Raw genomic sequence first — 25,909 nt, 5'->3', positions numbered from 1 at the left:
TTTCTATTGAGAACGGTTAGCAGTCAATAATCATTCTTATTTACTGCTTGATACAAATAATATCATCGATCTCCCTCATGCACATGAAGAAAACATGAAGTAAATTTGACAAATTTGTGTACGCATGTCGTTTTAGTATTCCACCGCTTTCGACTCTTTATTCCATTGGCAGCGGCAGTGTCCTGAGAATTGTAACGGAAATCTGAGACCTTTACAGGGGAAAATGGAGGGCTTATAAATTTTAACGGAAATGACAGGCCCTTATACGGGTATTGCCCCTCTCCTCGAGGCTAACTGCCCATTTAAGCGTCGCTTATATCCGTAAGAATCAATAACCGCTCTTATTCGATCGCTTAAGGTCTGAAACTTCCGTTAGCCACGAGCCGTTAGAGCAATCCGTAATCCGCCTGCCGATAATCACACGTCGATACCGCTTTTTTTCATGCCGAATCGGCTTCCGGTCAGGGGTTCTCTTTCAACCAGATCTCTTTGTAGTCGATCTTGCCCCACGCGTTCAAGGAAGTTCCGTTCAAAGCCGGATCGAAGCCAACGGTCTGGTGGCTGTGGTACAGGAACAAGACGAGATGCCGACCGCGCAAGCTCTCTTCAATGCTGAGAAGAAGCTCCGTTCTCCTCTCTGAATCCGTCTCGCGAAGCGCCGCGGACAACTCGGCGTCCACCTCTTCCTTGGACGGTTCGTCCAGATGATTCCGTATGTACCCTTCGCTCGAACGATACATATCGATCAGCGTAACGGAAGGCTCGACTCCCAATACTTCGCCCGCCAAGATCATATCGGCTTCCGCGATGGCGTCGGCTTGCGACAATTCGCGAATCGGCAGGACGACCGGATCGACGTTCAATCCTATTCGGCTTAGGCGTTCCCGGATCCATTCGGCGTCCTGCTCGTTCGAGGAGAGCGCATACGTATAGAGCCGCAGGACCTCTCCGCGGTATTCGGATGCCTTCAGAAGCTCTCTTGCCTTCGCTTGATCGCCAAGTCCATAGGCCTCGTCGTCGTTCAGAGGATCGAATCCCGAGGAGATCTTCATCCGTCTCCCGCCAAGCTCCCCGATCATCTCTTCCCGATTCAGCGCCCAATGAACCGCGGCCCGTAAGCGCGAATCCTGAAGCGGACCTTCCTTAATCAGGTTGAAGGACAAATACGTGCTGCCGGCTTCCGCGCGGTAGAGGACGCGCTCGGCCCGCTGCCTGGCCAGCGCATCGAAATACAACACCTGCATCCTCTCCGCCGGATCGCTCGCCATAACCGAAGACTTCTTATAATCCTCCCACACCCAAGTCTCCACCCGATCCAGATAGGGTCGGCCCCCATAATAGAAGTCGTTCGCCTGAAGGACGAGGAGCGAGTCCGTATTGTCCGTGATTCGGAACGGTCCCGTCCCGATCGGCAGCCGCTTGATGTCCTGCCTGGCGGCGATCTGCTCCAAATCGTCCGGCACGATCGAGAATCGCTCCGCCGAGAGAAAGGACAGGAACAGGGTGTTCGGCTCCCGAAGCCGAAACCGCAGGCTCGTCGATCCGAGGAGTTCGATGCCTTCGATGTTAGCCAAGAACCAATCCCCCGGCTTGTCAGCGCGGATTCTCTCGAACGTGTACTTCACATCTTCGGCGTTCATCCGCTTCCCGTGATGGAAGCGAACCCCCTTGCGCAAATAGAAGGTCCATTCCGTTCTCGCCTTGTTATGCTCCCAATGATGCGCAAGCCCGGGCTTCACCCGCTTCTCCGCTTCGTCATAGACGACCAGCGTATCGAGAATCTGCCGTATCATATGGGCTTCCGTTCTTCGAATGACGTTCATGGGATCCAGATCGGGGATCGGCCGGTAAAAAGGAAAACGAAGCACGTCCTCCTCATTGGGGCGCTTATGAAAGCCGAATTGGCCGAACAGCCAGCGTTGGAATTCGGAAGTCAGCCGTTCGTCCGCATGCCGTTCCAGGAATTGAAGCGCGGCATTCACATCGCCTTCCTTCGCCAGCTTCTCGGCCCTATGCAGAATAAGCTCGTCCTTGTCCTGAAGGAATGTAAGCCGCGATCGGTTGCCCCTTCCTCGGCCCGGCTGCCATTCGAGAAAGTTCCTGTCGATCATCTTCAGGATCAACAGCTGCGCATTGCGGCGGGTGCAGTCCAGAGCGAAGGAGAGCTCGTCCAACGTAATCGGCAGCTCTTGGCCTTGGGGACGATCCGGGAATCGAGTTCTTAATTGCAGGTAATAGTCCTCGAGCTCCATGTCTGCTCCTCCCTCGTAAAAGGCGAAATCACTCGGTTCATCTTTCGCTTTTTGTTCTACTTTTCCGTCAGTATAATGGGTCTCGCTTGAACCGTAAAGAGGAGTGAACTTATCGCAATGGCTACATCCACCCTGTCAACCGCCGCCAAGAACGAGGGATCGACGCCGCCCGCCCCTTCCGTATGGCGCAGCCCTGCCTTCCTGATCCTGCTGGGGACGGGTGCCGTCATGGCCCTCGGCAACAAAATCTACGAGCTGGCGCTTCCGCTCATCCTGTACGACATGACAAGATCGTCCGTGATCATGTCGACGATGCGGGGCATCGAATTCCTGCCGAATCTGCTGCTCGCGATGTTTATCGGCGTGCTTGTGGACCGCGTCAACAAGAAGAAATGGTCTCTCGCCGCCATTCTCCTTCAAGGAATGATTCTTGCCGCCCTTTATGCCGCGATCGAGTTCGGCCATCCCCGGCCGATCGTGTTCTACGTTGCCGGATTTCTGCTAATGGGCTTCGGGTATGCCTATAACAACGCCAGAGTAGCGATGGTGAAGCATTCGCTTCCGAACAGCCAATTGACGTCGGCGAATGCTTCCTACAACTTCGTGACGACGCTTGTCGGCATCTTGGGCCCGGCTATCAGCGGATTCATTCTCATGCTTCCGAAGCTCCATGAAGCGCTGCTCGTCACCGCGATCTCGTTCGCCGGCGCGTTCGCAACCCTTCTCTTCATTCGCCATAACGGCACCAACACGTCCCGCCTCGAGGAAAGAGGCTTCTGGACGGAGCTTCGAGCCGGCTGGGCGGAGCTTCTTCGCAATCGACTCCTGCTCTGGATGTCGGTCATCGTTATCTTCTTGAACTCGACGTCGGGGATGGTGGATACCACGATTATCTTCTACTCCAAGGACGAACTGGAATTAAGCAACCTGGAGCTTGGAGTCGTCCTGTCCGCCGCCGGAATCGGAGGACTTGTCGGCAGTCTTCTCATCGGCCGTTTGCGCCGCCATTTCTCTGTGGGGAAGCTGATCGCGCTATCTACCTTGCTGACTTCGCTTGTTCTGCTTCTGTTTTATTTTGCGGATTCCGTTTATTGGCTCGCCATTGGATTGTTCCTATTCGGCTGGTTCGAGACGATCAGTACCCTCAGCATCTGGACGTTCCGCCAAGAGTCCACGCCGCATCATCTTATTGGACGCATCAGCGGCATCACAGGATCCATTTTCAAGCTGGGCATGCCCTTCGCCATTGCTTTCTCCGGCTGGGTAACGAAGCAGGAAGGCGCCTCGCTAGTCTTCCTTATCGGGTTCGCCCTGAACCTGGCCGTCTTCGGCCTTTGTCTGGTCAGTCCGTTGTGGCGCAGGAAGCAGTCGCTCTGACTAGACCAATTAGTAAAGGGTATCTATAGAAAAAACCTAGCGAACCGTCGTCCGTTACGTTATTGCCATCCATGTCTGTATTCGCCATAGCTTCAAGTTCTCTGGCAAGTCTGCCTCCTTTGTCTTTTTGACAATCTAGCAATCAAGTGCTATTCTAGGGACGTAGCGTTGAACATCTGTTCAAAACATGTGTTCAATACATTGCGAAGGAGAGATCAGCATGAGAGCGGCACACATCTATGGAGCGAAAGACATTCAAGTGAAGGAAACCGAAGTACCGGCTCTTGCGGCAGGCCAAGTGCTTGTCAAAGTCAATTACGCCGGCATCTGCGGCAGCGATATGCATGAGTATGTCGGAGGCACCTATCCGATTCGGAAGCAGCCTGTGCTCGGTCATGAATTCACCGGCACGGTCATCGAAGTCGGAGAAGGAGTAACCAAAGTGAAGGCCGGGGATCGGGTCGCGGTAGAGCCGCTTATTCCGTGCGGGCAATGCGTCAATTGCCGCCGAGGCTTCTCCAACCTGTGCGTTGCGCGCGAAGGCTACGGCTATACGATCTCCGGCGGCTTCGCCGAGTACGCGGTCGTGAAGGAGAATAATTGCTTCTTGCTTCCCGAGGGAATGAGCCTGGAGCTGGGCGCGCTCGTCGAGCCTACGGCGGTAGCCGTTCACGCCGTTCGCCAGAGCCAACTGAGACTCGGGGATTCGGCCGTGATCTTCGGCGCGGGTCCGATCGGCCTTCTTCTGCTTCAATCCGTCAAGGCAGCCGGAGCCAGCGTCATCGTCGTCGTGGAAGTGTCGGAAGAACGCCGGCGCAAAGCCGCGGAGCTCGGAGCCACCCATACGCTGAACCCGATCGAGACGAACGCGGTTCAAGCCATCCGCGAGATTACGGGCGGCGGAGCGGATGTCGCCTTCGACGCGGCGGGCGTGCAAGCGACCTTCGAGGCCGGCGCCAGCTCCATTCGTCCGGGAGGCGAGTTCAAGGTCGTCAGCATCTGGGAGAAGCCCGCAACGTTCAGCCCGAACGCGATCGTCACGACGGAAGGCCGCATTACCGGCTCGTATGCTTACACGAACCTGTTCCCGGAAGTGATCCGGCTGCTGGCGAACGGCGTGATCAACGGCAATGAAGTCATTACGGGCAAGATCGCCCTGAACGATATCGTCGATCAAGGCTTCGAGGTGCTTCTTAAAGACCGCACCCAAATCAAGATACTCGTCGATATGAGCCTGTAAAGAGTTAAGAAGAGTAGCGTCCGCATCGCGAAAAAGACCGACTGGAACGAGGGTTCCGGTCGGTCTTCTCTATTATTCGATAATTGGCTAATCCGCCAGCTTAAAAGCAGCCTTCAAATCCCGGATCTCCGCGTCTTCGATATGGACCACTTCGCCGAGCGCGCGGGCGGACAGGATCGACTTCGCGCTGTATTCGGCGACCTCCAGCCGATCGAATGTATTCAGCAAGCCTTGTCCCGCGACGACGACGCAATTGTTCTTCACGATCGCGATCGGCGTGCTCGGGACAAACAACGCGGCCGTCTCTTCGGGCTCGTTGTATAGCGATTCAAAGCTTAGCTTCGGCGTGCCTCTGAGCAGGATATAGCTCTCCGGAATCGTTCGGGAATCGAACGGCAGATCGGTGACGGCGAACGCCATGATACAGGGCGGGTGCGCGAGAATAACCGAATCGACGTGCTTCTGCTGCCCGTAGACCGCTTGGTGGAAGCGTACGGATTGGCTGGGAATCTTCCCTTCCTCGCTCGCGCCGCCGCGGATGCAAACAAGATCTTCCGGCTCCAGGTATTTGCGGTCGCATCCGTAAGGCGTAATGAGAAAATCCGTTTCGTTAAGCCGCTGCGAGAACGTCCCTTGAGTGCTCGTGAACAACCCTTGATCATAAGCTCTTCGGACGTAACCGCACATCGTCCTTCGAACTTCCATCTCTTCTTCGTCGATGCCTTCGCTTCTATAGACGGGGAGCGACGCTGCGCTCTTCTCCCGAACGATGGCGTAATCGTCGTCGGTGAGCAGAGTCGGCTTCCCGATCCTTGCCGCTTCGATCTCCAAGCGCGCACAATAATCAAGCGTCTCGAACGCCTGGAACGCTTCGAACAAGTCGCGCCCCCCGACGACGACGCCGTGGTTCTCCAGCATGACCGAATTGATGCCTTCGCCGAACACTTTGGCGATATTGCGCCCTAATTGCTCGCTGCCCGGCAGCGCGTACGGCGCCATTCCGATCCGTCCGCAGATGCGGCGTTCATTCGGCAGCAGTCTCGTATCCGGAATTCTCCTTACGATGCTGAAGGAGACGAGCGCGGGCGGATGCGCATGTACGATCGCCTTCAAGTCGGGACGCGTCTCGTAGATTAGCCGGTGGAAGGGAAACTCGCTCGAGGGACGGTGCGAGCCTTCCACCGTTCCGTCCGCTCTCACGCACACCATGTCTTGGACGGTCAGGGCGCCTTTGTCCACGCCGGACGGCGTAATCCAGATATCCCCATTCTCCTCGCGAATGGATAAGTTCCCGCCGGACGTCGTGGTCATTCCGTACCGGTAGATTCGCTCCATGAATTGAAGAAGCTGCCGGGCGGGGCGGCTCTCTTGCGTCGTCATTGTGTGTCAGCTCCCGATTCGAATTTATCTATATCCTATGAAATTTATCGGCAGCTTTCTATGATCGACATTATATCCTTCCCCGCTTACTTCAGCAGCCAGAACACGATGACCAGGACAACGATCATTCCGATCAAGTAGATCCAGGACAAATTCGCCCAGTTTCTTCCGTTGTTCTTCGAATAGCTGGAATCTTCTTCCCGGTTGCTCTGGGATTGCCCGATCATCACCGTCACGACCAAACCGGCCAGAAGGACGACGACGACGGCCACGATAAGCCACATCATGCTGCCCACTTATGCAAACCTCCGCTTCTCGTCATCTTTTACCCGTTACCTTTTCCCCTTCTTCTTGAACTGGGTCGGAGATTCCCCCATCGTCTTGCGGAATAGATTGGTGAAATAATTCGCGTTCTCATACCCCAGGAAGCCGGCGATCTCCACGACCTTCATGTCGGTATGCATGAGCAGTCGCGTCGCCTCCTCCATTCTCCTGCGAAGCATGTAGTTGATCGGCGAATCGTCGTATTTGTCCTTGAACACATGCGCAAGATAATAGGCGTTCATATGAAAGGCTTCCGCGATGTCGTTCAGCGCTAAATGCTTCAAATAATTCCGATCCAGGTATTCCTTCATGCGCGCGGCCAACGTGTCGGGATCCTTCTTGCACGCCGGCGGCCGGTCTTCGGACATTCGGCGAACCAGCGCGATTATCGCCGTTAGAAGGCCGGAACAGACGATCTCGAAGCCATCCTTCCTTTGAACGAATTCTTGATGAAGAGCGGCAAACAAAGATTGGAGTTTCTCCGAATCCTCATGAGTCGGGATCTGCGGAAGGACATCTCTCGAGATCAAGTCGGTGCCGTACTTCTCGTCGTAAGGAACCTTAACTCCGCAGTAATACACGCCGAGAGGGCAAGCGGGCGAGGAGCATTCCTCGTGGATCACTCCTTGATTGTAGACAAGCAGATCGCCGGCTTCGACGGCATGAAGCTGCCGGTCGATCTTGATGACTCCCCTCCCTCTGGCGACGAAGATCAGCTCGCTGACGTTCTCGTGCCGATGGCTCGGGAACTTCCAATTCGGATTGTCGCTAACCTTGCCTATGTAGACTAACTGCGGGACGATTCCCCTTTCCGTCGCTTGCATCCCTTCACCTTCTCGCTTGCAATATCCGCCTTTTCATTGTTTCGTATTTCCATGTAAAAAGCAAGATATGTAACTACTTCTATTCCTATCAAAACAAGATGTTTTATTGAATCGCGTTGCCGGAACTTTTACTATTATCCTTACATGCAAGTACTATGCCATTGAAGGAGCTGCTAATAATGTCCTACTTGGATCAACCATATACGATTAAAGGCTTGTCGTTAAAAAACCGTATCGTGATGCCTCCGATGTGCCAATATTCCGTCGACGCTTTAGATGGCATTCCGAACGATTGGCACTTTGTCCATTACGCATCCAGAGCCGTCGGCGGAACCGGCCTTATCATCGTCGAGATGACGGACGTCGAGCCGGACGGCCGGATCACCTCGAGAGACCTCGGGCTCTGGTCGGACGACCAAATTCCCGCTCACAGGAGGATCGTCGATGAGGTTCACCGGCACGGCGCCAAGATCGCGGTGCAAATCGCCCATGCCGGCCGCAAAGCGGAGGATGCCGAACAACCGGTCGGCGCCTCGGATATTCCGGTGCAAGGAATCAAGAACCCGCCCCGCGCACTCTCGACCGCAGAGGTTCGCGAGATGGTCGGCAAATTCAAGGCAGCCGTCCGGCGGGCCGTCGAAGCGGGCTATGACGCGATCGAGCTTCACGGCGCGCACGGCTACTTGATTCATCAATTCCACTCCCCCGGCATCAACAATCGCGCGGACGAATACGGCCGAGAGCTGTCCCGTTTCGGCGTCGAAGTCATCCAAGCAGCGCGCAGCGCAATGCCGGATGACATGCCTCTGATCCTGCGAATCTCCGCGGTAGAATACATGGACGGCGGCTACGATCTGAACCATTCGATCGGGATCGCGAAGAACTACCAAGCGGCCGGCGTCGATCTGTTCCATATCTCCAGCGGCGGTGAAGCGCCTCACGGCGTCCGCAAGCCGGGCAGCCATGCCGGCTACCAGGTTCCGTTCGCCCGAGCCTTCAAGCAGGCCCTCGACGTTCCCGTCATCGCGGTCGGCATCCTGGAGGATCCGCTGGTCGCCGAAGCCGTCCTGGCGAACGGGGACGCCGACCTTGTTGCCGTCGGACGCGGCATGCTGGACGATCCTTATTGGGCGCTGCATGCCATTCGCGCCGTAACGCGCAAGGTCGAACCGCCCGTCCAATACGCTCGCGGGATCTATGTTCGTTAACGAATGCCTTGTCGATAAAGAAAAACGAAGCCCCTCCTCGCCGTCGCCTCTTCTAATCAGGAATCCAATCGGTTCCTTTAGAACGCATGACGGCTTGGCGGGGCTTATCTATTGTTACCTACTCCTTTGTAAACTCTTGTTCGCCTATTCCTTCTGAGAAGCGGCTTGCCTGCCCGTCGATAATTTCTTGGAGGTCGGCATGTCCGGCATCGCGTTCACGGACGCCACGGCGTTCGTCTTCTTCTCGGGCTTCGTCCAGAACTTCTCGCTGCCAGGCAGGTCGTCGAACCAAGCGGCGTCATCCGGGCAGTCGAGCGTCATGAACATCCCGTACCGGTTGTCTCTCGATTGATGATATTTCAAGTAGGCTTTACCGCCGTCGATTGCCAAGATCTCGATTTTGCCGGAAGTATGGCTCATCGAGAGACGAACCCTCTTGCCTAGCCCCGAAGTGAGCGCCTTCGCTTTCTCCACGATCTCATACACTTCTCGCAACGGCAGCACGAAAGCCTTGTTTCCCGCAACGGGACGGTTCACGAAGAAATAATACGGCGTCACTCCCGCCCACGAGAGCTTGTCGAGTAATTCTCCCAGCACGGCCGGGTCATCGTTGATGCCGCGCAGAACCGGGGTTTGGTTGACGACGATAGCGCCGGCGTTATGCAGGGCTTCGAACCCCTTGACCGCTTCCTTCGTGATCTCGCGGGGATGGTTGATATGCGCCATGACATAGATTCGCTTCTCGGGGGACGAATAGGTGCGAATCGCATCGAGAAGCTCCTCGTCCTCATAGATCCTCATCGGATTGAACACCGGGATCTTGGAACCCATCCGGATGATCTTCACGTGATCGATCTCCCTGAGGCGCTCTAGGATCATCCTAATCCTAGGCGTTCCGAGTATTAAGCTGTCCCCGCCCGTAAGGAGAACGTTGTTGATCTCCTTGCGCTGAGCGATATATCGCAGCCCGGGCTCGATGTCCGAGACCGCTTCCTTCACATCATTCCGGAACAATCGCTTGCGGAAGCAGTAGCGGCAATACGCCCCGCATACCTCGGAGACGATCAAGAGCGCCGTCGTTCCGTACTTGTGCTGGCACCCGGGAACGACGTAGTTCGTATCCTCGTCGGATGCGTCCCAGCGCCCGTATTCCCCTAATTCCTCCGCATTCGGAATAACGAGCTTGCGGATCGGATCGTGAGGATCGTTCCAGTCGATCAAGTCCAAGTAGTAATCGTTTACGCGGAACACGAATTTCTCGGTAATTCGCTTGAGCTGCTCTCTCTCCGACTCGGGAATCCGTTCGATCCTGTCAATGTTCATCAAATACTTCGGCTGAGGCATAGACACGCTCCTTTAGCTGTTTTTTGAACTTGTCGGGCTTTCTCGCGTCGGATCTTGCAGGTAGGAGCCGGAAGGCGCCAGAACGCAAAAAAGACCCGCTGCACGGGTCAAAAGACAAGCCGAGGATCTCCTCCGCTGCGCGTATAATTGACCCATCCAAAGCTGACGAGGTTAGCTGACGGACTCGGGTTAGATGGTCCCCTACGGTCCTTGCAGACCGATTCGCCCCAGAAGATTGGTTCCCCCGCTTTCCGGTTTCACCGGAAACTAAGCTACAAGATCGTTACCCTGTATGGGATAACTCCCTTAAACTATAACAAACAACGACAAGGCAATCAGCAAAATATCCGAATTGTAATCGAATTGTAATTATCACCCATCGCAAACTAGGAAGAAGCTTCCCTTAGAACCGGCCGATCGCCACGAAGACGGCGATGGCGAGCAGCAGGATGTTCATCCCGATCGCTTGGTTTTCTTTGCGCTTAGCGTGATGTCCGGCCGCCAAAATCATGATGACGCCGAGTCCGACCGCCGCGATAGGAGTCAGTACCGTTGCAACATCAATCGCTTCCGGCAGGATGAGTCCGATACCTCCGAGCAGCTCCGCCAAACCGACGAAGACGACGAATCCCGTGGAAGAATCTTTCGCCCAAGGCATGCTCTCTTTCGTCTTCGCTGGATTAAACGTCTTCATGAAGCCTGCCATAATAAACATGAACGCCAATAACCCTTGCGCAATCCACAATGCAATATTCATAGCCCAAACCCTCTCCTTAAGTTGCTTACTTTTCGTGCATAGGTGTATAATAAGGGCTAGAAATGAACTTGGGAAGTAGTAACTCCAAATAAACATAGTCTCCAAAAAGTAACCTAGAAGTACAATAGCAAAGGAGGCGACTCCGCCACATGTCCGAGAATTGCAATTTCGAATCGGTGCTCGAGATCCTCGTCGGCAAGTGGAAGCCGATTATTCTTTCGCAACTCTTGTCGAATGGAACGATGAGGTTCAGCGAGCTTCAGAAGGCCATTCCGGACATCTCCAAAAAGATGCTGACCCAGCAGCTTAGGGAACTCGAATACCATGATATCGTCCATCGGAAGATTTATCTTCAGGTTCCGCCCAAGGTGGAATACTGGGTCTCGGACTATGGCAAAGGGATGTCCGGCGCCCTTGAAGCGTTGAACGAATGGGGAATCTCTCACGTCAAGCACTTAAAGGAGCTATATGGAGAGGATTGGGAAGCCAAACGAGCCTCTAAATAAAGCTTTTAAGCCAATAAAGAAGCCGAAGAGCCTCCCAGCCGCGGGAGGCTCTTTGGCTTGGTTGAATAAGCTCGGATGTCCGATTTCATACTAGTTGTCATGACCTTACCAACGGAGGAATCGCCATGACTCGGACACCGGACCAAGGAATGGTCTTCGCGCTCGGCGGAGTGAACGAAATCGGCAAGAACATGTACGCCATCCAATATGGCGAGGAGATCCTTGTCATCGATTGCGGCTCGAAGTTCCCGGATGAGAGCTTGCCAGGCATCGACCTGATCGTTCCCGATATCGCTTACCTGCTTGAACACGCGGACAATGTCAAAGCTCTGATCGTCACTCACGGCCACGAGGACCATATCGGCGGCATCCCGTATTTCCTCAAAGAGTTGAACGTTCCCGTCTACGCGACCGCCCTGACGCTAGGCCTTATCGAGACCAAGCTTAAGGAACATAGGCTGCTGCGGGACGCGTCCTTGAACGTGATCGATGCCGAATCGGTCGTCGAGTTCGGTCCGATCCGGACCTCCTTCTTCCGCACCAACCACAGCATCCCCGACTGCCTAGGCGTCGTCTTCGATACCCCTCTCGGGACAATCGTTCATACGGGAGACTTCAAGTTCGACTTATCGCCGGAGAACCGGCAGTATCCCGACCTGCATCGCATGGCGTCGATCGGCTCCCAGGGAGTCCTGCTCCTGCTGTCCGAGAGCACGAACGCCGAACGCCCCGGGTTTACGCCGTCGGAACGCCTGGTCGGCGCGCACATCGAAGAAGCGGTTGCGCATGCCCCGCGCAAGGTGTTCGTGTCGACGTTCGCCTCTAACGTCAATCGCTTGCAACAGGTCATTCGGGCCTCTATCGTTTCGGGACGCAAGCTTGCTCTGCTCGGGCGAAGCATGGTCAACGTGGTCAATGTTGCCCAGGAGCTCGGTTATCTCGAGATCCCGGACGGCATGCTCATCGAAGCGGATGAAGCGTCCCGCTTGCCTTCCGAGCAGGTAACCGTCCTCTGTACGGGAAGCCAAGGAGAGCCGATGGCCGCCTTGGCCAGGCTGGCGAACGGAAGCTACCGGCAGATGAGCGTCGACCCGGAAGACACCGTCATTATCGCGGCTGGCGCCATTCCCGGCAACGAGCGGAACGTGACGCGCATCGTCGACAGCCTGTTCCAACTGGGGGCCCGAGTCATCTATGGATCCGGGTCTTCGACGGGGATGCACGTCTCCGGGCACGGCAGCCAGGAGGAGCTCAAGCTGATGCTCACCCTGATGAAGCCCCGCTTCTTCGTCCCGATCCACGGCGAATACCGAATGCTTTATCAGCATCGCCTGCTCGCGGAAGCCGTCGGAATCGAGCCCGATAACATCCTAATCGTAGGCAACGGGGATGCGGTTGCCTTCTCGAAAGGATCGGTCGCGCTCGGCGACAAGATTCCGGCCGGAGATGCCTTCGTGGACGGTCTGGGCGTCGGAGACATCGGAACCGTCGTGCTCCGGGACCGCAAGCAGCTGTCCGAGGACGGCATCTTGATCGTCGTCCTTACGTTAAGCAAGCGGGACGGCTCGATCCTGTCCGGACCTGACGTCATCTCCCGCGGCTACGTCTACATGAAGGACAATGACGATCTGATCAAGCAGGTCCAAGAACGGACGCGGGCCACGTTATCCGAACTGAGGGAAGCCAAGATCAGGCAATGGGGCGCCATGAAGCGCGCCCTTAAGGATGAATTGGCGAAGTTCCTCTTCGCCCAATCGAAGAAACGCCCCATGATCCTTCCGATCCTGATCGAGGTGTAAGAGGACGTTCGACGTCCTCTTCGCCTCAGGAGAGCTCGACGAACTTCGTGGCGACGCTCTGATGGAATTCCAGGTCGTGCTCCACGAACAGGATCGTCGGCTCATGTTCAAGAAGCAGCTCTTCGATCTGCATGCGGGAGATGACGTCGATGAAGTTGAGCGGCTCATCCCAGATATACAGATGAGCTTTCTCGCTCAAGCTCCTTGCGATCAGCACCTTCTTTTTCTGGCCGCCGCTGAAGTCCGACATATCCTTCTCGAATTGGACCCTGGAGAAGTCCAGCTTCCGCAAGATCGCTTTGAACAGGCTCTCGTCGATCTCGTGCTCCCTCGCGTAATCCGTCAGGCTTCCCCTCAGATGGGAAGTATCTTGAGACACATAGGAGATTCGGAGCTGGCTCCCTACTCTCAGGGTTCCCGTATGGCGGATCTCCTCCCCTAGAATCAGCTTGAGAAGGCTGGACTTGCCCGCTCCGTTCCTGCCGCTTAGCGCAATCCGGTCTCCTTGCTCGATCGAGAAGCTGACATCCTCGCACACCTTTTTGTCCCCATAGAAGATGGATACGCGCTCAACCTCGACAAGCTTCTGCTTGTGATAGGTCAATTGTGCGATCTTCAAGCTCTCCGTCGTATCGATGTTCTTCAGAAGCTTGGACTTCTCTTCCGCCGCCGCCTGCTGCCGATTCTCGAGCGATTTGGATCGCTTCATCATTTTCGCCGCTTTGTGGCTGACGAAGCCCCTGTCCACCCGAAGCCCGGAGTTGCGGGTACCGTTCTTCGTCTTCTCCACTTCGTCCGACCAATGGCTCGTGCGAGCAGCCGCTTCGTTTAGCCTCTTGATATCCTTGCGAAGCTTGTCGTTCTCCGCCAGCTCGTAGTTGTCCTGACGCTGCTTGTTCTCCATCCAGCTCGAGAAGGTGCCTTGCTGAATCTCGATATTCGTCTTGTTGATCGAGAGCACATGGTCGATGCAGCGATCGAGGAACGCCCTGTCGTGAGAGACTAGAATGAAGCCCTTCTTCGAATTCAAGTATTCGCCGACCAGCTCTCTCGCTTTCCGATCCAGGTGGTTGGTCGGCTCGTCGATGAGCAGGAAGTTGTTCTCCTTCAAGAACAAAGCGGCCAGTAGCACCTTCGTCTGCTCTCCGTTCGATAACGACTCGAACGGCCGATAGAGCGCATCCTCCTCCACTTCAAGCAGGTTAAGCTCGCGCATGAGCTCCCAATGGACATAATCGGGATAGATCTCGCCGATGATATCCAGCGTATTGTCTTCCTTGTTCTTGACCGGGTATGGAAAATAATCGAAATCGACGTTGGAGCTGATGTGGCCGGAATAGTCGAACTTGCCGAGCAGCAAGTTCAGGAATGTGGTTTTTCCTCTTCCGTTCCTTCCCGTAAAACCGAGCTTCCAGTCGGTATCGATCTGAAAGCTGACGTTCTCGAAGACGTTATCGTAGCTGCCTTCATAGGCAAAGGTTAGGTTTCGCACATTAATTAATGACATAAATTATCCTCCCGCGTACAAAATAAAAGAGCCGCAAGAAAGTTACTTTCTCGCGACTCAAATAAATACAACGGGACGAGCCCTCTTGAATCAGGGTTCGCTCGGGATATTCGTCTGAGTGAACGGATAACGTAACTTTCTTGCATAGGCAAATAAAATAGGCGATAAACTCGCGTATCTTGTTTGAGCCTTAGCAAGAAGAATCACATTATCGCAGTCACTCCCGTCCTTGAATTACTTGCATCATAGCATGCCCGCAACCCGATTTTCAACCCTGGGAGTCCATTAATTCCAGACTTTGTCGAGCTTGTCCCGCTCCATGACATCATGCACCCATGCGCATTGATACCGCGCTTCCGGATTGAGCGGCTTCATCTCGATGAGTTCAAGCAGAAGCTCGCGAGCTTGGTCCAATTGCCCGGATTGTCTAAGGTGAATCGCTTGCTCTATCGTTGTCACGCCGTTATCCTCTCTCTGATGAGGGTTAATAAATCGTTCTTTGAGCTCCGATCGACTTCGAGGATTCGTGCCGCCCAGGTCGGCGCCAACCAGTCCTCTACGTTCTGTTGATTCATGCCGGATAACGCTTGGTATTCGTTCCAATACTGCTCGTAGAAAAACAAACGGTGACTGCGGTCGGCCAGCCAGCTGTTCTGCAGCCATTCCGGGGCATCCGGCGGCAGGTCGGACGACCGGATGATCATGGCGCTTCTCGCCACGTCCGCGGCCGGATCGCCGATCAGGACGTTCATCCAATCGATCAAGACAGGGCCGTTCGGCGACAGGATGATATTGCCGGGGTGCAGATCGTAATGGCAGAACGCGTCTCCGTCCGGCAAGCCGGCCGCAATGTCCCGGATCCGGCTTTTCTCGGCATCGCTCAATTCGGGAGTCCAATTCAACCTGCCCAGCAGTTCCTTCTTCAGATTGGATTCTCGTCCGACTCGCACTTGATGAAACTCGTGCTGAAGCTGCGCCATTAGTCTCGCATGGTAACTTACGCTTTCTTGGTTCGGCTCGATCCTGACCAGCATGGTCGGTCCCTCGATCTTCTCGTAGATCAAACCATGCCTGCCCTCGTACTCGATTCGTCCCGAGTAGCGCGGAGCCTTGAGATTCAGCTCGCTGACGAGTTCCGCGTTTCTCGCTTCCTTCTCCGCATCCGAACGCGCGAATTCGGTTGGATGGAACAGCTTGACGACCTCATTGCTTCCCCATTCGTACACGCTCGCCGTATTGCCGATCCCCACCTGACGACCAATAACCACTTCGGCTGCCCCTCTCGTCTCCATCTGTATTCTCATAACAGCATTAACTTGGTGGTCTGTACCGTTCGCCTTGCAATCACTTCCGCGGAAGGAAACTGTCCGTTGCGGATCCAATTGCGGACCGTCTGCATCGTCCCTCCGATGATCCACTCGCTGAAGAAGGCGTAATCTTCCTCCTCGAGCCCGGGCTTCCTCTTCATATGAGACAGGACATGGCGGATGCTCTGCTGCATGATCTCTATGAATTTCTTCGTGTAGGCGGGAAATTCCTCCGACAGGAGGATTTTATAGACCTTGGCGTATTGGTCGAAGTGTTCGTAATTAAGCCGGATGAATTGTTCATGGCTAGAATGGAATCCTTCGGTCTGCGTCTTCGGATCGAACTTGTCGATCAACGAGACATACTCGTCCAGCTGCGTATCGAGAACCTCGGCGAGCAGCTCTTCCTTGGAGGAATAATGGTTGTAGAACGTCACTCGGTTAACGCCTGCCCGGCGGGCAATATCCGCCACGTTCACGGACTCGAAGCCGGCGTCCTGCAGAAGATCGATCAGCGCCTCCCTCAGCTGCGTTCTCGTGCGAACGACGCGGATATCGGGATAATCACGGGGACCGGCCATAAGGACTCTCCTTCATTTTTAGTTGACACTTGTCCATGCATGTGTCGTATTTACTACACCTCTAAAAGCCTCTGTTCATCGCGTTTCTTGCTCTTATGGTACCATCTGAACGATGCGGTGTAAAAAAAGCATCTGTGAATGATCATCCTATCCGGAGAGGTGTTCAGAATGAGCGAATCCAAAGTGTTCTTGATTACCGGCTCGGCTACCGGCCTGGGCCGTTCGGTCGCCCTAAAGCTCGCGGAGCGAGGGTACAGCCTGTCTCTTGTCGACTTCAACGAGCAAGCCGGCCAAGAGACGTTATCCCTCGTGTTGGAGCGTGGTGCCCAAGCGGTCTTCATCAAAGCGGACGTCTCTCGCGAGGAAGACGTGAAGAACTATGTGGAGCAAACGGTCGAAGCGTTCGGCCGGATCGATTACTTCGTCAACAACGCGGGAATCATGGTTCCGCTACGTTTGCTTCACGAATATGAGCTTAGCGAATACGATCGGGTAACCGGCGTTAATCTTAAGGGAGCGTTCCTCGGGCTTAAATACGTCATTCCGGTTATGCTGAAGAACGGCGGCGGGCGCATCGTCAACACCGTATCCTCGAACAGCTTCAAGCCGACGGCCTTCAACGGCCTTTATTCGGCGACGAAGCACGGCTTGGCCGCGCTGACCAAATCGATCGGACAAGACTACCAGGACCTGAATATCCGGGCGGTAGGCGTTGCGCCGAACACCATGATCACGAATATCGCGGCGAATGCGGTTACGACGATGTCGGAAGAACGCTTCGCGAAGTTGGCAGCCTCTACCGGCCCGAACATTCCGGCGACTCCGGAGGATATCGCCGAGGTGGTCATCTTTGCGGCGACGACCGGAGCGGACATGCTGAACGGCACGATCGTCAATTGCGCCGGCGGCGAGATATTCCAATAATCGCGCGCTGCCAAACGGAACGGCTTCGGGGGGAGATCCCCGAAGCCGTTCTTCCTGTTTATGGTTAGGCATGCTGCTGCAGCCGATCAAACAGTTCATTCAGCTTCTCGGCGGCATTATCGCCGAAGATTAACTTAAGATTCTCGTCGGAGTCCTTGGCCGATTGCGACGAGTAGCCGTACATCTTCTTCTCGTATTCGCGTACGGCCTCACAGAGATCCTCATTGCGGACAAGGGATAACGCAAGTTCCGAAGCGTCCAGCATCGCAAGGTTTACTCCTTCTCCCGCGAATGGAGACATCAGATGCGCGGCATCTCCGATGAGAGTGATGCCCTGGCGGGACGTCCAGGTAAGCCCTACAGGAAGCATGTAGATTCTTCTCGGAATGATCCGATCTCCTGCATAGCGAATGTAATTCTTCAGCTTATCATCCCAATCGTCAAAATAGTTCAGCAGCATTCGCTTGGCTTCCGCTGGCTGATCGAGCGGAATTCCGTTCGTGTCCAGCCAATCACGATCGGCTCGGAAGCTCAGATATACCTTGATTCGTCCGTCTCCGTTCAACTGAGCTAGAATCGCTTTGTTATCGGATAAGGCGAACATCTTCCCGCGCCCGTTATAGGCGTAAAGATCGGGGTAAATCTTGGCGGCATCTTCGACGTTGAGCTCTACCATGCTTAAACCCGAATATTCGATCGCGGATTCCGTCAGAAGCGACCGAATTCGGGAGAATGCTCCGTCGGCTCCTACAACCAGGTCGACCGTATCGATATGTCCGTTCTCGAATCGCAGCTCATGCCTGCCGTCTTCAAGGGAAATCGCCTCAATTAACTTAAAGCCGTACCGAATGCGGCTCGGATCCAAGTCGCTTAGCAGAAGCTCGCATAGGCTTCCCCTGTCGATCTCCGGCCGGTCACCCTTCTTGTCTCCCTCGGCCACTTCCTTGCGATAGGTCGTTCCGTTCTTATCGACGAGCAAGAAGTCTTCGCCTTCATAACGGGCGATGGCTTGGAAGGCTTCCAGCAGCCCGGCCTCCTTCAATGCCAATTGCCCGGAATCCTCGTGAATATCGAGGGAACCTCCATGATCGCGGTTGGATTCGACCGGCTCCCTCTCGTAAATAACCGATTCGATCCCGTGGCGCTGGAGAATAAGGGCAAGCGTCAGCCCTCCGGGTCCTCCTCCAATGATGGCAATGCGGCGGTTTGCGTTCGGCTTTGAATTCTGGTTTGGATGTTGATTTGTCATATTTAACACCTCCACGATAAGAATAAGGACCGGATATGAACGGAATATGAACCGTAAAAAAGCCCTTGCACGACGTCGGCAAGGGCTTTGCGAGAACGCTATTCATTTGTCGTTGGCTTCGGTTTATTGTATCCTTTCTCTCCGTACGGCTGGAGCCTCTCCAACCACTTCTTCTCCAATTGCTTCGTTTCCCAGCGAACGTCCAGAATATCCGTCGTGTCCTTCTCTTCCAAGACTTCGTAATCGAATGCGTCCTTCCCGAGCGCCGTCCAATCCCGTTGCAGCTCGGCGTTCGCGAATCGGCCCATATCGAGCTGCATCTGGATCGTCAGCCATTTGTTCTTCAGGTTCGGATAAGAATCGACATACATCTTGCCATTCGTCCGATTCGTGATCCGAACGACCCCCATAAAGGTCTTTATTTGCTTATATTCCTCTTGAAGCTCCTTGCGTTTGCTTTTATCCACGTCGATGCCTCCTTCATGCGATATTCCTTCCCTTAATAGCCCATTTCCTTCAGAAGCCGCGAGAGCGTGCTCAGCCGTTCCCCGATCAATTCGCCGTCATCGCTGAGAGCTTGGTTAAACAGCTTGATATCCTCGCGGATCTTCTCGTTGTCGGTGCAGACCGATACCGTCATCGCTTCACCCTGGAGGCCGATCCGATCGATGACCGGATTCTCCGGATCGTACAAGCCCTCATAACGATAGGACTCGCGGAAGTGCTCCAGAGCGCGGCAGATCAGGATCGATAAATCCAGCACGCGATGCAGCGGCAGCTCCTCCGACTGGCGGGACCACTTCTCGCCCGTGTACCTCCATACTTTGGCGGAGATGTCGACCTTGCCGCGATCGTTCCATTGGGCAAGACCTAGACTCAAGCCTTGAGTATCGGTGTCCCCCGCGGAGCGTCCGTCGATCTGACCGTAATCCTCTGCCACGATAACCGGCTTATGCTTTAATGAAGTCGGAATTTTCATAGGGCTTCCTCATTTCCATTATTGGATGGATACTACTTTTAAGATTTACTAATTTACTAATTTACTAAATTAATAATTACGTTCAATGGTAACGGAAAACAAAGCCGCCGTCAATAATGCTCCTGTGCATGCTAAAAAGACGTCGCAGGGATTCGTTCCCTAACGACGTCTTTACGTGTTGGAATCTGTTACGGTCAGCCCGGCCTTCTCCGCCATCCGAATACCTTGACATGCACGAAGCCTTTGGTTCCCCAATGCACGGCGAGATACGCAAGGATAAATAAGACGAGCAACGGTTTAAAAAGGAGAAATGCGAAAAACCAGCAAACCGCGATCTGCCATGGCTTCAATCGGCGCAAGAATTTGAACGGCCAGAGCATAACGCGGAAGATCCGATAGCTGTGCTGCATGCATTCCAGATATTCGTCTTGATATTGCTTGCTGTTCGGCTTCAGGCGAACGGCCGATCGAAGGTACGTTTCTTCCAGCTTGTAATCGGCGCGGCATCGCGCCGCCAGCCCGAGATAGAGAAGAACGGTCGCCGATTCCGCGCCGATCTGTGCCGCTTGCTTATCCAGACGGGCGGATTCCGCCATTCGGCCGTCCAACGCTTCGATATAAGACAGAAACGCAAGATAGAGCGGCGTCTCCGGTTCGAGCGCCAAGGCTTCATGAACAAGATTCCGAGCTTCCTTAAGCTTGGCTTTGTTGGCAAGCAGGCTTCCTTTCAGAAAGTAATACATTCCCTCGTAAGGGCTGATCCGGATCGCTTCGTCCGCCGCAGCGTAGAATTCCTTGGCGTTTCTCGTCTCATAGTAGACGAGAACGCGCACGTACCAGGCTTGTTCATGCTCCGGTTCGCGCTTCAGGGCTTCTGCGGACCAGTACAACGCCTTCGGATATTCCGACAGCATCAGATAGACCTTGGCGATCAAGGCCATGGCATCCGGGTCTTCCGGGCTGCGCGACAGGATCTGCTCCGCTTCCTTCAGGGCTTCCTTATATCGATGCCACTCGATCAGCTGGTCGACGTTCCGGTACGAATAGGCCTCTTGCTGGGCATTCTCCACCCGCTGTTCTCCCCCGTTCCGGCTTCTATTATTTAAGGCTGTGCTTCTTCGCGTAGTCGAGCACGATCTGATAGTCTTGGTTAACGTCGCTGAAGGTCGCGTAATTTCTGGCCGTGGAGAACCACTCCAGCGTCGTCGGCTTTCGGGATTTGACCGCTTTCTTCAAGTCGTCCATCGTAATCGGTTGAATGATCCCCGTCTCGAAGGTACGTTCCATCGCCGACTCGACGGCGTCCTTGACGACCTGATCCAGATCCGCCCCGGAGAACAGCCGGGTATCGGCCGCGATCTTGGATAGGTTAAGGCCGTTGGCAGGCTTTCCGGCCAGCTTAAGGCCGAGAATGGTCTCGCGCTCGGCTTCTTCCGGAGGCGGAACGAATACGAGATGGTTGAACCGGCCCGGACGCCGGAGGGCGGAATCCAGATACCATGGCGTGTTGGTCGCTCCGATCACGAATACCTTGTCGTTCTCGGCTTGCAGGCCGTCCAGCTCGAGCAGCAGTTGGTTCACCAGCATGCGATCGTGATGCTGCCTCATCTGATGTCGGCTTCCCCCCATGGCATCCAACTCGTCGATGAAAATGACGCAGGGCTTGCTCTGTCGCGCTTTCTCGAAAATATCATGCAGGTTGTGCTCGCTCTGTCCCGAATACATCGAGAGAATCGCCTGAAGCTCGATATGGAGGAAATTCGCATCGATCTCCCCCGCAACGGCTCTTGCCAGGAACGTCTTGCCGCATCCGGGAGGCCCGAACAGCAGAAGGCTGCCGCCCGCGTGCTTCCCGTACGCCGCGAACACCTCGGGCTGCTCAAGAGGAAGAATGAAGTTCATCCGAATCTTCTTCTTGACATCCTCCAGGCCGCCTACGTCCGCGAACGTCTCCTTAGGCTTCTCGGACTCGACAAGCGATTGATCGTCGTGGTTAAAGTGGATTAGCTTCAGGTTCTTGCGCCGCTGCTCGGCGATCTCGTCCCGGTCCGACATTTTGCCCTCTCCTTTGGCCTGCGCTCTCTTTTTATCGATCTACCATATAATGTAACCATAAGATTCCTGATTCTGCAAACGCAAAAGCAGAGAAGCGAGCGGATCCATTCCGCTTCGTCTCTCTGCTTTTAGTCAATGCATCTACCTAATAGAAAGCAAGGACTGGCCTACTAGGATAACCGTTATCCCCACACCTTGCCGGGGATTTCGCGTTTGAGCACCGGCAATACGTCCGAGGCGAATCGTTCCACCTGCTCCCTCTGCTCCGCTTCGGTCAACCCGTCGACGCTGATCGCGAGAACCTGATGCCCGAAGGCCTCATGATACTTCAAGATCTTCTCGATCACGCTGTCCGCGCTGCCGACCAAAGCGGGGCCTTTCTCGACCGTGTCTTCCAAGCTGGTGAAGGGAGAGCGATTGTGCTGCGCCGCTTCCGTCAAGCTGAACGCTTGATAATAAGGGCGATACCGCTCGATCGCTTCTTCCTTCGTGTCCGCCAGGAAGAGGCTTCCCGCCCCCGAGCCGACAATCGCGTCCTCGGGATCGCGGCCGTAATAAGCCCAGCGCTCGCGATAATGATCGATAAGCGCTTTGTACTTCGCCATCGGATGGAAGGCGTTCGAGGAGAAAATCGGGTCTCCGTTCTTGGCCGCCAGTTCCGTCGACAGCGTACTGGACGCGCTGCCGTGCCAGATCGGGATCTTCTTCTGGAACGGCCGCGGCTGGGTCGTCACCTGATGCAGCGCAGGACGATATCTCCCCTCCCAGCTCACGTTCTCTTCCTCCCAAAGCCTCTTAAGCAAGTAGTAACGCTCGGCAAGCGAATCCCACTGCTCCTCTTCCGGAATGCCGAACAGGGGATAATGGCGGGGATCGTTCCCTTTGCCGATCATGAGCTCTAACCGGCCGCCGGACAATTGATCGAGCGTAGCGTAATCTTCGGCGACCCGCACCGGATCGAGAACGCTAAGGACCGTTACCGTCGTGAGAAGCCGGATTCGCGTCGTTCGGGCCGCGATAGCGGTGAGCACCACCGGAGGGGACGAAGACAGGAAGGGTTGGCCGTGTCTCTCCCCGATCCCGTAGGCGTCGAAGCCGAGCTTCTCGGCTAACTCCGCTTGTTTTATGACGTTCTGCAGCTTCTGCCAATCGGTTAAAGTCTCTCCCGTCACCGCGTTCGGGATATTCATCAGCAGACTGAACAGCGCGATCTTCATGAATGGAGGTGCCTCCCGCAGGAATCGTTGATTTTCATATACAACCTTCCCGGTCGGATATGTATGGATAGGAACAATCTTACATTCCCCTGCGGAACTAGTCAATCGCCGATCGATAGATTTTGTCTATCGGACGATTCGATCTATTGATTCGTTCAATAGGAGCCCTGAAGAAGAAACGAATTCATGGTTTTAATGTCGACAATTCCCATGTGTTATTATATTATGAAAGTATTTTCTAATAAGTTTCCATAGATTTCCGATAGTATACTTATATAGTCCTAAAGGAGGTGAATTGATAAACGAAAAATTCCGGTCAGAAGCAGACTGTCCGTTAGAGAAAAGAAGGACTTGGAGGGATGCCGTATGATCAAGAAAGTACAAAACGAAATGGAGGCTGCGCTGTTTAACTACATCTGGATGACGGTTTGGCGCGAGAAAAATTTCGAGTTCGAGTTCTCGACGGAATATCTCGGCAGGTATCTGTCCGTTACTCCGTTGGGAGAGGCTGCCGGTACGGCGGAATTCAAGCCTTACCGCCCGGAAGATAGCCGGCTGGATTCCATCGCCCCCTTCTCCCTGCACCCCTGGGTGGCGGTTGATCCTTCCAAGGCGATCGAGGTCGACAAGATCGCTTTCCTTAAGGAACACCGGGGACCTTATCTGACCGAGATGCTTACGCTTCTGGTCGGATTCTGCAAAGCGAACGGCTATCATTATCTGCTGTCTCTGATGGAACCCGTCTTCTATCGAGCCTTGCGAATCACGTATCGGGTACCTACCGACAAGGTGGGAAGATCGCTTTACTACAAAGGCGACACCGTCATTCCGGTAATTTTCGACGTGAAGTCCATCCTCGAATACCCGGCCAAGTACGATTGGCTGGACCTGGATGTGCTGGAGGGCGTCGAACTGCCCGTTCTGGCGGAGAATGTTCTAACTAGATAATTTAATCGGTGAAGGCGGTACATAATGAACGAACTGACGGTTCTGGACAGACGAAATCGGCTTTATGTCAAAATCCTATGGGGAATGCTCCTCCTCGGCATCGTTGCCGATCTCTCGGCGGATCTTCCGCTCCGAATGCTGGTCATCCTGATCGTATTCGGGGGTATCACTTGCTCCAGCGCGACAGTCATGACCTACAAACGCATAATGAGCCAGTACGTGATGTATCTCGTTTCGGTCATCCTGTCCGTGATCACCCTTCTCTTGATCGTCTCGGACCCGAATCCGATCGTCAGCACTTATTTTCTGGTCTACGTCAACGTGGCGCTCATGACTCTCTACTCGAACTACAAGCCCATTCTGCTCGCGGGTCTTCTCGGCATGGCGACGACGACGTACGTATTCCTGGATCCGAAGCTGGGCGATACTTTGTTCCCGAACGATTCCCTGCTTTATCTCTACCTGTACCTGATCTTCCTTACCGCCGCGTTGGCGACTTCCGCCCGCTTCGGGGAGAAGCTGCAGCGGCAAGTGACGGAAGAGCATAAACAGACGGCGGCAGCCAAGGAATTGTCCGACAGGCTCGTCGAGAAGCTTGAGTCGTCCATTAAGGTGCTGAGCGAATTCAGTACCAGCCAGAAGCACGAAGTGAACAAGACGGGCCACATCTCCCGCGAAGTGACAGCCGCCTTCCAAGAGATGTCCCAGGATATCGAGCAGCAGAGCCATGCCGTCATCTCGGTCTCGGGCTCGGTGCATCAGGTAGACGGGTTCATCACGGATCTGGCGGATGGAACGCAGCGGCTTCGGAGCTATTCCGCCGAGACGGCGGAGCTGACCCATGCCGGAGAGAGCCGGATTGCCGCGCTCTCCGAGGAAGTCGGCCGGGTTCGCCTGATCATCCGCGAGACCGTTCAGCTCATGAACGCGCTCAGCGAACAGAACGATCGCGTCAGTTCGATTATCGGCACCATCGGCGAGATCGCCGACCAGACGAACCTCCTCTCCCTCAACGCCGCGATCGAAGCCGCCCGCGCGGGCGAGCACGGCAAGGGCTTCGCGATCGTGTCTCAGGAGGTTCGCAAGCTGGCCGACCATTCTCGCTCGGCGACCGCCGAGATCGCGTCCATTCTAGACGCGGTGCGCACGCAGATCGAAGCGGTGAGCGACGAAGTGTCCAGAGGCGAGATCGCCGTCGAGGCCAGCCATGCGGCCTGCCTTCAGGTCAACCAGATCATCGGGAACATCTCCGGCAACACGGATCGGGTCAAAGCGCAGGCGGAACTTGCTTATCGGTCGGCCGAGAGCGTCCGAGAGAAATACTCGGGCATCGCCAGCGATTCGAATCTGATCGCTTCCGCCGCCGAACGCAACATGTCCTCCCTTGAGGAAGTGTGCGCCAGCCTGGAGGATCAGAACAACAAGATCGAAGGCGTCGTCGACAGCTACGGCAGCCTGGACAAGCTCGTATCGGAGCTTAAACAGCTGATCGATCGTACCCGATAAGAAGCCGAAAGGCCCTGCCAAGTCGTTAAGACCGGCGGGGCCTTTCGATTATTCCTATCGTTTAATTCCTCTCCAACAGCTGATCGACGCGTTCCTTCGCGTTCTTCCACGAATCCATCAGAGGAAAATCGTATTGCTGGCGGAATCTAACATTCCAAGGGTGCGGAATGCAGAGTACCTTCCGCCCCGCTTCGATCGCCGGCAGCAGGTTGTGAGGGCCGTCATCGATCAGCAAATCGAATTGAATCAGGCTCTTGCGCTTGCTGACGAAGAAGTTCTCGAGCGGGATGAACGGCATGTGCTTCTGCAGCCAGTTCCACTTCTCCCCTATCGTCCCTGGCTGTCCAGCCGTAACGATAAGGACGTCGTAGTCGCGATGGAGCTTCTCCATCTCTTCGACCACATGCTCGTCGTACAGCTCCAATTCCTCGAACAGCCCCGGCCTGCCGAAGAACACTTCCTGCGTGCTGTCGGGATGCCGGAGATGGTCGGTGTTCCAATCCATCATGTCCTCGTATCGCAGCGGATGAGTCGGAAATTCTCTATTATTGTGATAAATGGCGCGTTTAACAAGATGGCAGATCGTATCGTCCATATCGACGGCGATAGTGCTTCTTCTCATTGC

The 25,909-nt window shown here is 54.8% G+C and carries 25 protein-coding genes and 1 riboswitch; of the genes, 8 read left to right on the top strand and 17 right to left on the bottom strand.

Annotated features, from left to right (window positions below; translation table 11 throughout):
- Positions 1–461: 461 nt before the first annotated feature.
- The gene (locus ELR57_RS10730; RefSeq protein ID WP_126959069.1) at positions 462–2,252 is read right to left on the bottom strand and encodes an SgrR family transcriptional regulator; all 1,791 of its coding nucleotides are present in this window, start codon (positions 2,250–2,252) and stop codon (positions 462–464) included.
- A 117-nt stretch (positions 2,253–2,369) separates the two neighbouring features.
- Here ELR57_RS10730 and ELR57_RS10725 point away from each other — a divergent pair, with 117 nt between their 5' ends.
- On the top strand, positions 2,370–3,629 hold the full coding sequence (locus tag ELR57_RS10725) for an MFS transporter (RefSeq protein ID WP_126959068.1): 1,260 nt from the start codon (positions 2,370–2,372) through the stop codon (positions 3,627–3,629).
- Between the two features lie 220 nt (positions 3,630–3,849).
- Positions 3,850–4,869 (top strand): 2,3-butanediol dehydrogenase, encoded by a 1,020-nt coding sequence (locus tag ELR57_RS10720; RefSeq protein WP_126959067.1) that lies wholly within the window; start codon positions 3,850–3,852, stop codon positions 4,867–4,869.
- Between the two features lie 87 nt (positions 4,870–4,956).
- Here the strand turns inward: ELR57_RS10720 and ELR57_RS10715 are convergent, their stop codons facing one another.
- The 3 genes from ELR57_RS10715 to ELR57_RS10705 all read right to left on the bottom strand — a co-directional run bounded on the left by ELR57_RS10715 (position 4,957) and on the right by ELR57_RS10705 (position 7,397).
- Positions 4,957–6,249, bottom strand: coding sequence for a class II aldolase/adducin family protein (locus ELR57_RS10715; RefSeq protein ID WP_126959066.1), 1,293 nt, complete (start codon positions 6,247–6,249; stop codon positions 4,957–4,959).
- Between the two features lie 86 nt (positions 6,250–6,335).
- Complete coding sequence (locus ELR57_RS10710; RefSeq protein WP_126959065.1) at positions 6,336–6,545, bottom strand: hypothetical protein; 210 nt, start codon at positions 6,543–6,545, stop codon at positions 6,336–6,338.
- A 36-nt stretch (positions 6,546–6,581) separates the two neighbouring features.
- On the bottom strand, positions 6,582–7,397 hold the full coding sequence (locus tag ELR57_RS10705) for an AraC family transcriptional regulator (protein ID WP_126959064.1): 816 nt from the start codon (positions 7,395–7,397) through the stop codon (positions 6,582–6,584).
- Between the two features lie 179 nt (positions 7,398–7,576).
- Between ELR57_RS10705 and ELR57_RS10700 the strand changes: the two genes are divergently transcribed.
- A complete protein-coding gene (locus ELR57_RS10700) occupies positions 7,577–8,605 on the top strand; it encodes an NADH:flavin oxidoreductase/NADH oxidase (protein WP_126959063.1) in 1,029 nt (342 codons plus the stop codon).
- 144 nt (positions 8,606–8,749) lie between these two features.
- Here ELR57_RS10700 and ELR57_RS10695 read toward each other — a convergent pair whose 3' ends face one another.
- Both ELR57_RS10695 and ELR57_RS10690 read right to left on the bottom strand, forming a co-directional pair.
- Complete coding sequence (locus tag ELR57_RS10695; protein WP_126959062.1) at positions 8,750–9,949, bottom strand: KamA family radical SAM protein; 1,200 nt, start codon at positions 9,947–9,949, stop codon at positions 8,750–8,752.
- Positions 9,950–10,094: 145 nt separating this feature from the next.
- Positions 10,095–10,233, bottom strand: a riboswitch (cyclic di-AMP (ydaO/yuaA leader).
- 119 nt (positions 10,234–10,352) lie between these two features.
- Complete coding sequence (locus tag ELR57_RS10690; RefSeq protein WP_126959061.1) at positions 10,353–10,706, bottom strand: DoxX family protein; 354 nt, start codon at positions 10,704–10,706, stop codon at positions 10,353–10,355.
- Positions 10,707–10,855: 149 nt separating this feature from the next.
- Here ELR57_RS10690 and ELR57_RS10685 point away from each other — a divergent pair, with 149 nt between their 5' ends.
- Complete coding sequence (locus ELR57_RS10685; protein ID WP_126959060.1) at positions 10,856–11,212, top strand: winged helix-turn-helix transcriptional regulator; 357 nt, start codon at positions 10,856–10,858, stop codon at positions 11,210–11,212.
- Between the two features lie 125 nt (positions 11,213–11,337).
- Positions 11,338–13,011: a ribonuclease J gene (locus tag ELR57_RS10680; RefSeq protein ID WP_126959059.1), complete on the top strand. Its 1,674-nt coding sequence runs from the start codon at positions 11,338–11,340 to the stop codon at positions 13,009–13,011.
- A gap of 25 nt (positions 13,012–13,036) precedes the next feature.
- Here ELR57_RS10680 and ELR57_RS10675 read toward each other — a convergent pair whose 3' ends face one another.
- The 4 genes from ELR57_RS10675 to ELR57_RS10665 all read right to left on the bottom strand — a co-directional run bounded on the left by ELR57_RS10675 (position 13,037) and on the right by ELR57_RS10665 (position 16,406).
- On the bottom strand, positions 13,037–14,518 hold the full coding sequence (locus ELR57_RS10675; protein ID WP_126959058.1) for an Lsa family ABC-F type ribosomal protection protein: 1,482 nt from the start codon (positions 14,516–14,518) through the stop codon (positions 13,037–13,039).
- A 285-nt stretch (positions 14,519–14,803) separates the two neighbouring features.
- Positions 14,804–14,977 carry a tetratricopeptide repeat protein gene (locus tag ELR57_RS27855; protein WP_158629994.1) on the bottom strand — a complete coding sequence of 58 codons (174 nt, stop codon included), beginning with the start codon at positions 14,975–14,977 and terminating at the stop codon, positions 14,804–14,806.
- Positions 14,974–15,810: a phosphotransferase family protein gene (locus ELR57_RS10670; protein WP_126959057.1), complete on the bottom strand. Its 837-nt coding sequence runs from the start codon at positions 15,808–15,810 to the stop codon at positions 14,974–14,976. The genes ELR57_RS27855 and ELR57_RS10670 overlap by 4 nt, the downstream gene beginning before the upstream one ends.
- 8 nt (positions 15,811–15,818) lie before the next feature.
- A complete protein-coding gene (locus ELR57_RS10665) occupies positions 15,819–16,406 on the bottom strand; it encodes a TetR/AcrR family transcriptional regulator (RefSeq protein WP_126959056.1) in 588 nt (195 codons plus the stop codon).
- Between the two features lie 168 nt (positions 16,407–16,574).
- On the opposite strand from ELR57_RS10665, the gene ELR57_RS10660 reads away from it, so the two are divergent.
- On the top strand, positions 16,575–17,330 hold the full coding sequence (locus tag ELR57_RS10660) for an SDR family NAD(P)-dependent oxidoreductase (RefSeq protein ID WP_158629993.1): 756 nt from the start codon (positions 16,575–16,577) through the stop codon (positions 17,328–17,330).
- Positions 17,331–17,394: 64 nt separating this feature from the next.
- Here the strand turns inward: ELR57_RS10660 and ELR57_RS10655 are convergent, their stop codons facing one another.
- The 6 genes from ELR57_RS10655 to ELR57_RS10630 form a co-directional block, all read right to left on the bottom strand.
- Entirely contained in the window at positions 17,395–18,579 is a 1,185-nt protein-coding gene (locus ELR57_RS10655; RefSeq protein ID WP_126959054.1) for an FAD-dependent oxidoreductase, read from the bottom strand.
- Positions 18,580–18,677: 98 nt separating this feature from the next.
- Positions 18,678–19,046, bottom strand: a complete 369-nt coding sequence (locus ELR57_RS10650; RefSeq protein ID WP_126959053.1) for a GIY-YIG nuclease family protein — start codon at positions 19,044–19,046, stop codon at positions 18,678–18,680.
- Between the two features lie 32 nt (positions 19,047–19,078).
- A complete protein-coding gene (locus tag ELR57_RS10645; RefSeq protein WP_126959052.1) occupies positions 19,079–19,558 on the bottom strand; it encodes a DUF6530 family protein in 480 nt (159 codons plus the stop codon).
- A gap of 194 nt (positions 19,559–19,752) precedes the next feature.
- The gene (locus ELR57_RS10640; protein ID WP_126959051.1) at positions 19,753–20,628 is read right to left on the bottom strand and encodes a tetratricopeptide repeat protein; all 876 of its coding nucleotides are present in this window, start codon (positions 20,626–20,628) and stop codon (positions 19,753–19,755) included.
- Between the two features lie 28 nt (positions 20,629–20,656).
- Positions 20,657–21,613 (bottom strand): ATP-binding protein, encoded by a 957-nt coding sequence (locus ELR57_RS10635; protein WP_126959050.1) that lies wholly within the window; start codon positions 21,611–21,613, stop codon positions 20,657–20,659.
- 182 nt (positions 21,614–21,795) lie between these two features.
- The gene (locus ELR57_RS10630; RefSeq protein ID WP_126959049.1) at positions 21,796–22,830 is read right to left on the bottom strand and encodes an LLM class flavin-dependent oxidoreductase; all 1,035 of its coding nucleotides are present in this window, start codon (positions 22,828–22,830) and stop codon (positions 21,796–21,798) included.
- 366 nt (positions 22,831–23,196) lie between these two features.
- Here ELR57_RS10630 and ELR57_RS10625 point away from each other — a divergent pair, with 366 nt between their 5' ends.
- Both ELR57_RS10625 and ELR57_RS10620 read left to right on the top strand, forming a co-directional pair.
- Entirely contained in the window at positions 23,197–23,778 is a 582-nt protein-coding gene (locus ELR57_RS10625) for a hypothetical protein (protein WP_126959048.1), read from the top strand.
- A 24-nt stretch (positions 23,779–23,802) separates the two neighbouring features.
- The gene (locus ELR57_RS10620) at positions 23,803–25,284 is read left to right on the top strand and encodes a methyl-accepting chemotaxis protein (protein WP_126959047.1); all 1,482 of its coding nucleotides are present in this window, start codon (positions 23,803–23,805) and stop codon (positions 25,282–25,284) included.
- 61 nt (positions 25,285–25,345) lie between these two features.
- Here the strand turns inward: ELR57_RS10620 and ELR57_RS10615 are convergent, their stop codons facing one another.
- Positions 25,346–25,906 carry a 5' nucleotidase, NT5C type gene (locus ELR57_RS10615; RefSeq protein WP_126959046.1) on the bottom strand — a complete coding sequence of 187 codons (561 nt, stop codon included), beginning with the start codon at positions 25,904–25,906 and terminating at the stop codon, positions 25,346–25,348.
- Positions 25,907–25,909 lie beyond the last annotated feature (3 nt).

It is taken from the genome of Cohnella sp. AR92 (assembly GCF_003990975.1).
Classification (GTDB): domain Bacteria; phylum Bacillota; class Bacilli; order Paenibacillales; family Paenibacillaceae; genus Cohnella.
Note: the sequence above shows the minus strand (reverse complement) of the source record. Positions and strands in the feature narration are given on the sequence as shown.

Excerpts from the sequence above, each read along its gene's own strand:
- ELR57_RS10625 (WP_126959048.1), top strand. The coding sequence starts at position 23,197 with ATGATCAAGAAAGTACAAAACGAAATGGAGGCTGCGCTGTTTAACTAC.
- ELR57_RS10720 (WP_126959067.1), top strand. The coding sequence starts at position 3,850 with ATGAGAGCGGCACACATCTATGGAGCGAAAGACATTCAAGTGAAGGAA.
- ELR57_RS10725 (WP_126959068.1), top strand. The coding sequence starts at position 2,370 with ATGGCTACATCCACCCTGTCAACCGCCGCCAAGAACGAGGGATCGACG.
- ELR57_RS10615 (WP_126959046.1), bottom strand. The coding sequence starts at position 25,906 with ATGAGAAGAAGCACTATCGCCGTCGATATGGACGATACGATCTGCCAT.
- ELR57_RS10715 (WP_126959066.1), bottom strand. The coding sequence starts at position 6,249 with ATGACGACGCAAGAGAGCCGCCCCGCCCGGCAGCTTCTTCAATTCATG.
- ELR57_RS10675 (WP_126959058.1), bottom strand. The coding sequence starts at position 14,518 with ATGTCATTAATTAATGTGCGAAACCTAACCTTTGCCTATGAAGGCAGC.
- ELR57_RS10665 (WP_126959056.1), bottom strand. The coding sequence starts at position 16,406 with ATGGCCGGTCCCCGTGATTATCCCGATATCCGCGTCGTTCGCACGAGA.
- ELR57_RS10635 (WP_126959050.1), bottom strand. The coding sequence starts at position 21,613 with ATGTCGGACCGGGACGAGATCGCCGAGCAGCGGCGCAAGAACCTGAAG.
- ELR57_RS10645 (WP_126959052.1), bottom strand. The coding sequence starts at position 19,558 with ATGAAAATTCCGACTTCATTAAAGCATAAGCCGGTTATCGTGGCAGAG.
- ELR57_RS10690 (WP_126959061.1), bottom strand. The coding sequence starts at position 10,706 with ATGAATATTGCATTGTGGATTGCGCAAGGGTTATTGGCGTTCATGTTT.
- ELR57_RS10685 (WP_126959060.1), top strand. The coding sequence starts at position 10,856 with ATGTCCGAGAATTGCAATTTCGAATCGGTGCTCGAGATCCTCGTCGGC.
- ELR57_RS10700 (WP_126959063.1), top strand. The coding sequence starts at position 7,577 with ATGTCCTACTTGGATCAACCATATACGATTAAAGGCTTGTCGTTAAAA.
- ELR57_RS10680 (WP_126959059.1), top strand. The coding sequence starts at position 11,338 with ATGACTCGGACACCGGACCAAGGAATGGTCTTCGCGCTCGGCGGAGTG.
- ELR57_RS10670 (WP_126959057.1), bottom strand. The coding sequence starts at position 15,810 with ATGGAGACGAGAGGGGCAGCCGAAGTGGTTATTGGTCGTCAGGTGGGG.
- ELR57_RS10630 (WP_126959049.1), bottom strand. The coding sequence starts at position 22,830 with ATGAAGATCGCGCTGTTCAGTCTGCTGATGAATATCCCGAACGCGGTG.
- ELR57_RS10695 (WP_126959062.1), bottom strand. The coding sequence starts at position 9,949 with ATGCCTCAGCCGAAGTATTTGATGAACATTGACAGGATCGAACGGATT.
- ELR57_RS10655 (WP_126959054.1), bottom strand. The coding sequence starts at position 18,579 with ATGACAAATCAACATCCAAACCAGAATTCAAAGCCGAACGCAAACCGC.
- ELR57_RS10620 (WP_126959047.1), top strand. The coding sequence starts at position 23,803 with ATGAACGAACTGACGGTTCTGGACAGACGAAATCGGCTTTATGTCAAA.
- ELR57_RS10705 (WP_126959064.1), bottom strand. The coding sequence starts at position 7,397 with ATGCAAGCGACGGAAAGGGGAATCGTCCCGCAGTTAGTCTACATAGGC.
- ELR57_RS10660 (WP_158629993.1), top strand. The coding sequence starts at position 16,575 with ATGAGCGAATCCAAAGTGTTCTTGATTACCGGCTCGGCTACCGGCCTG.
- ELR57_RS10730 (WP_126959069.1), bottom strand. The coding sequence starts at position 2,252 with ATGGAGCTCGAGGACTATTACCTGCAATTAAGAACTCGATTCCCGGAT.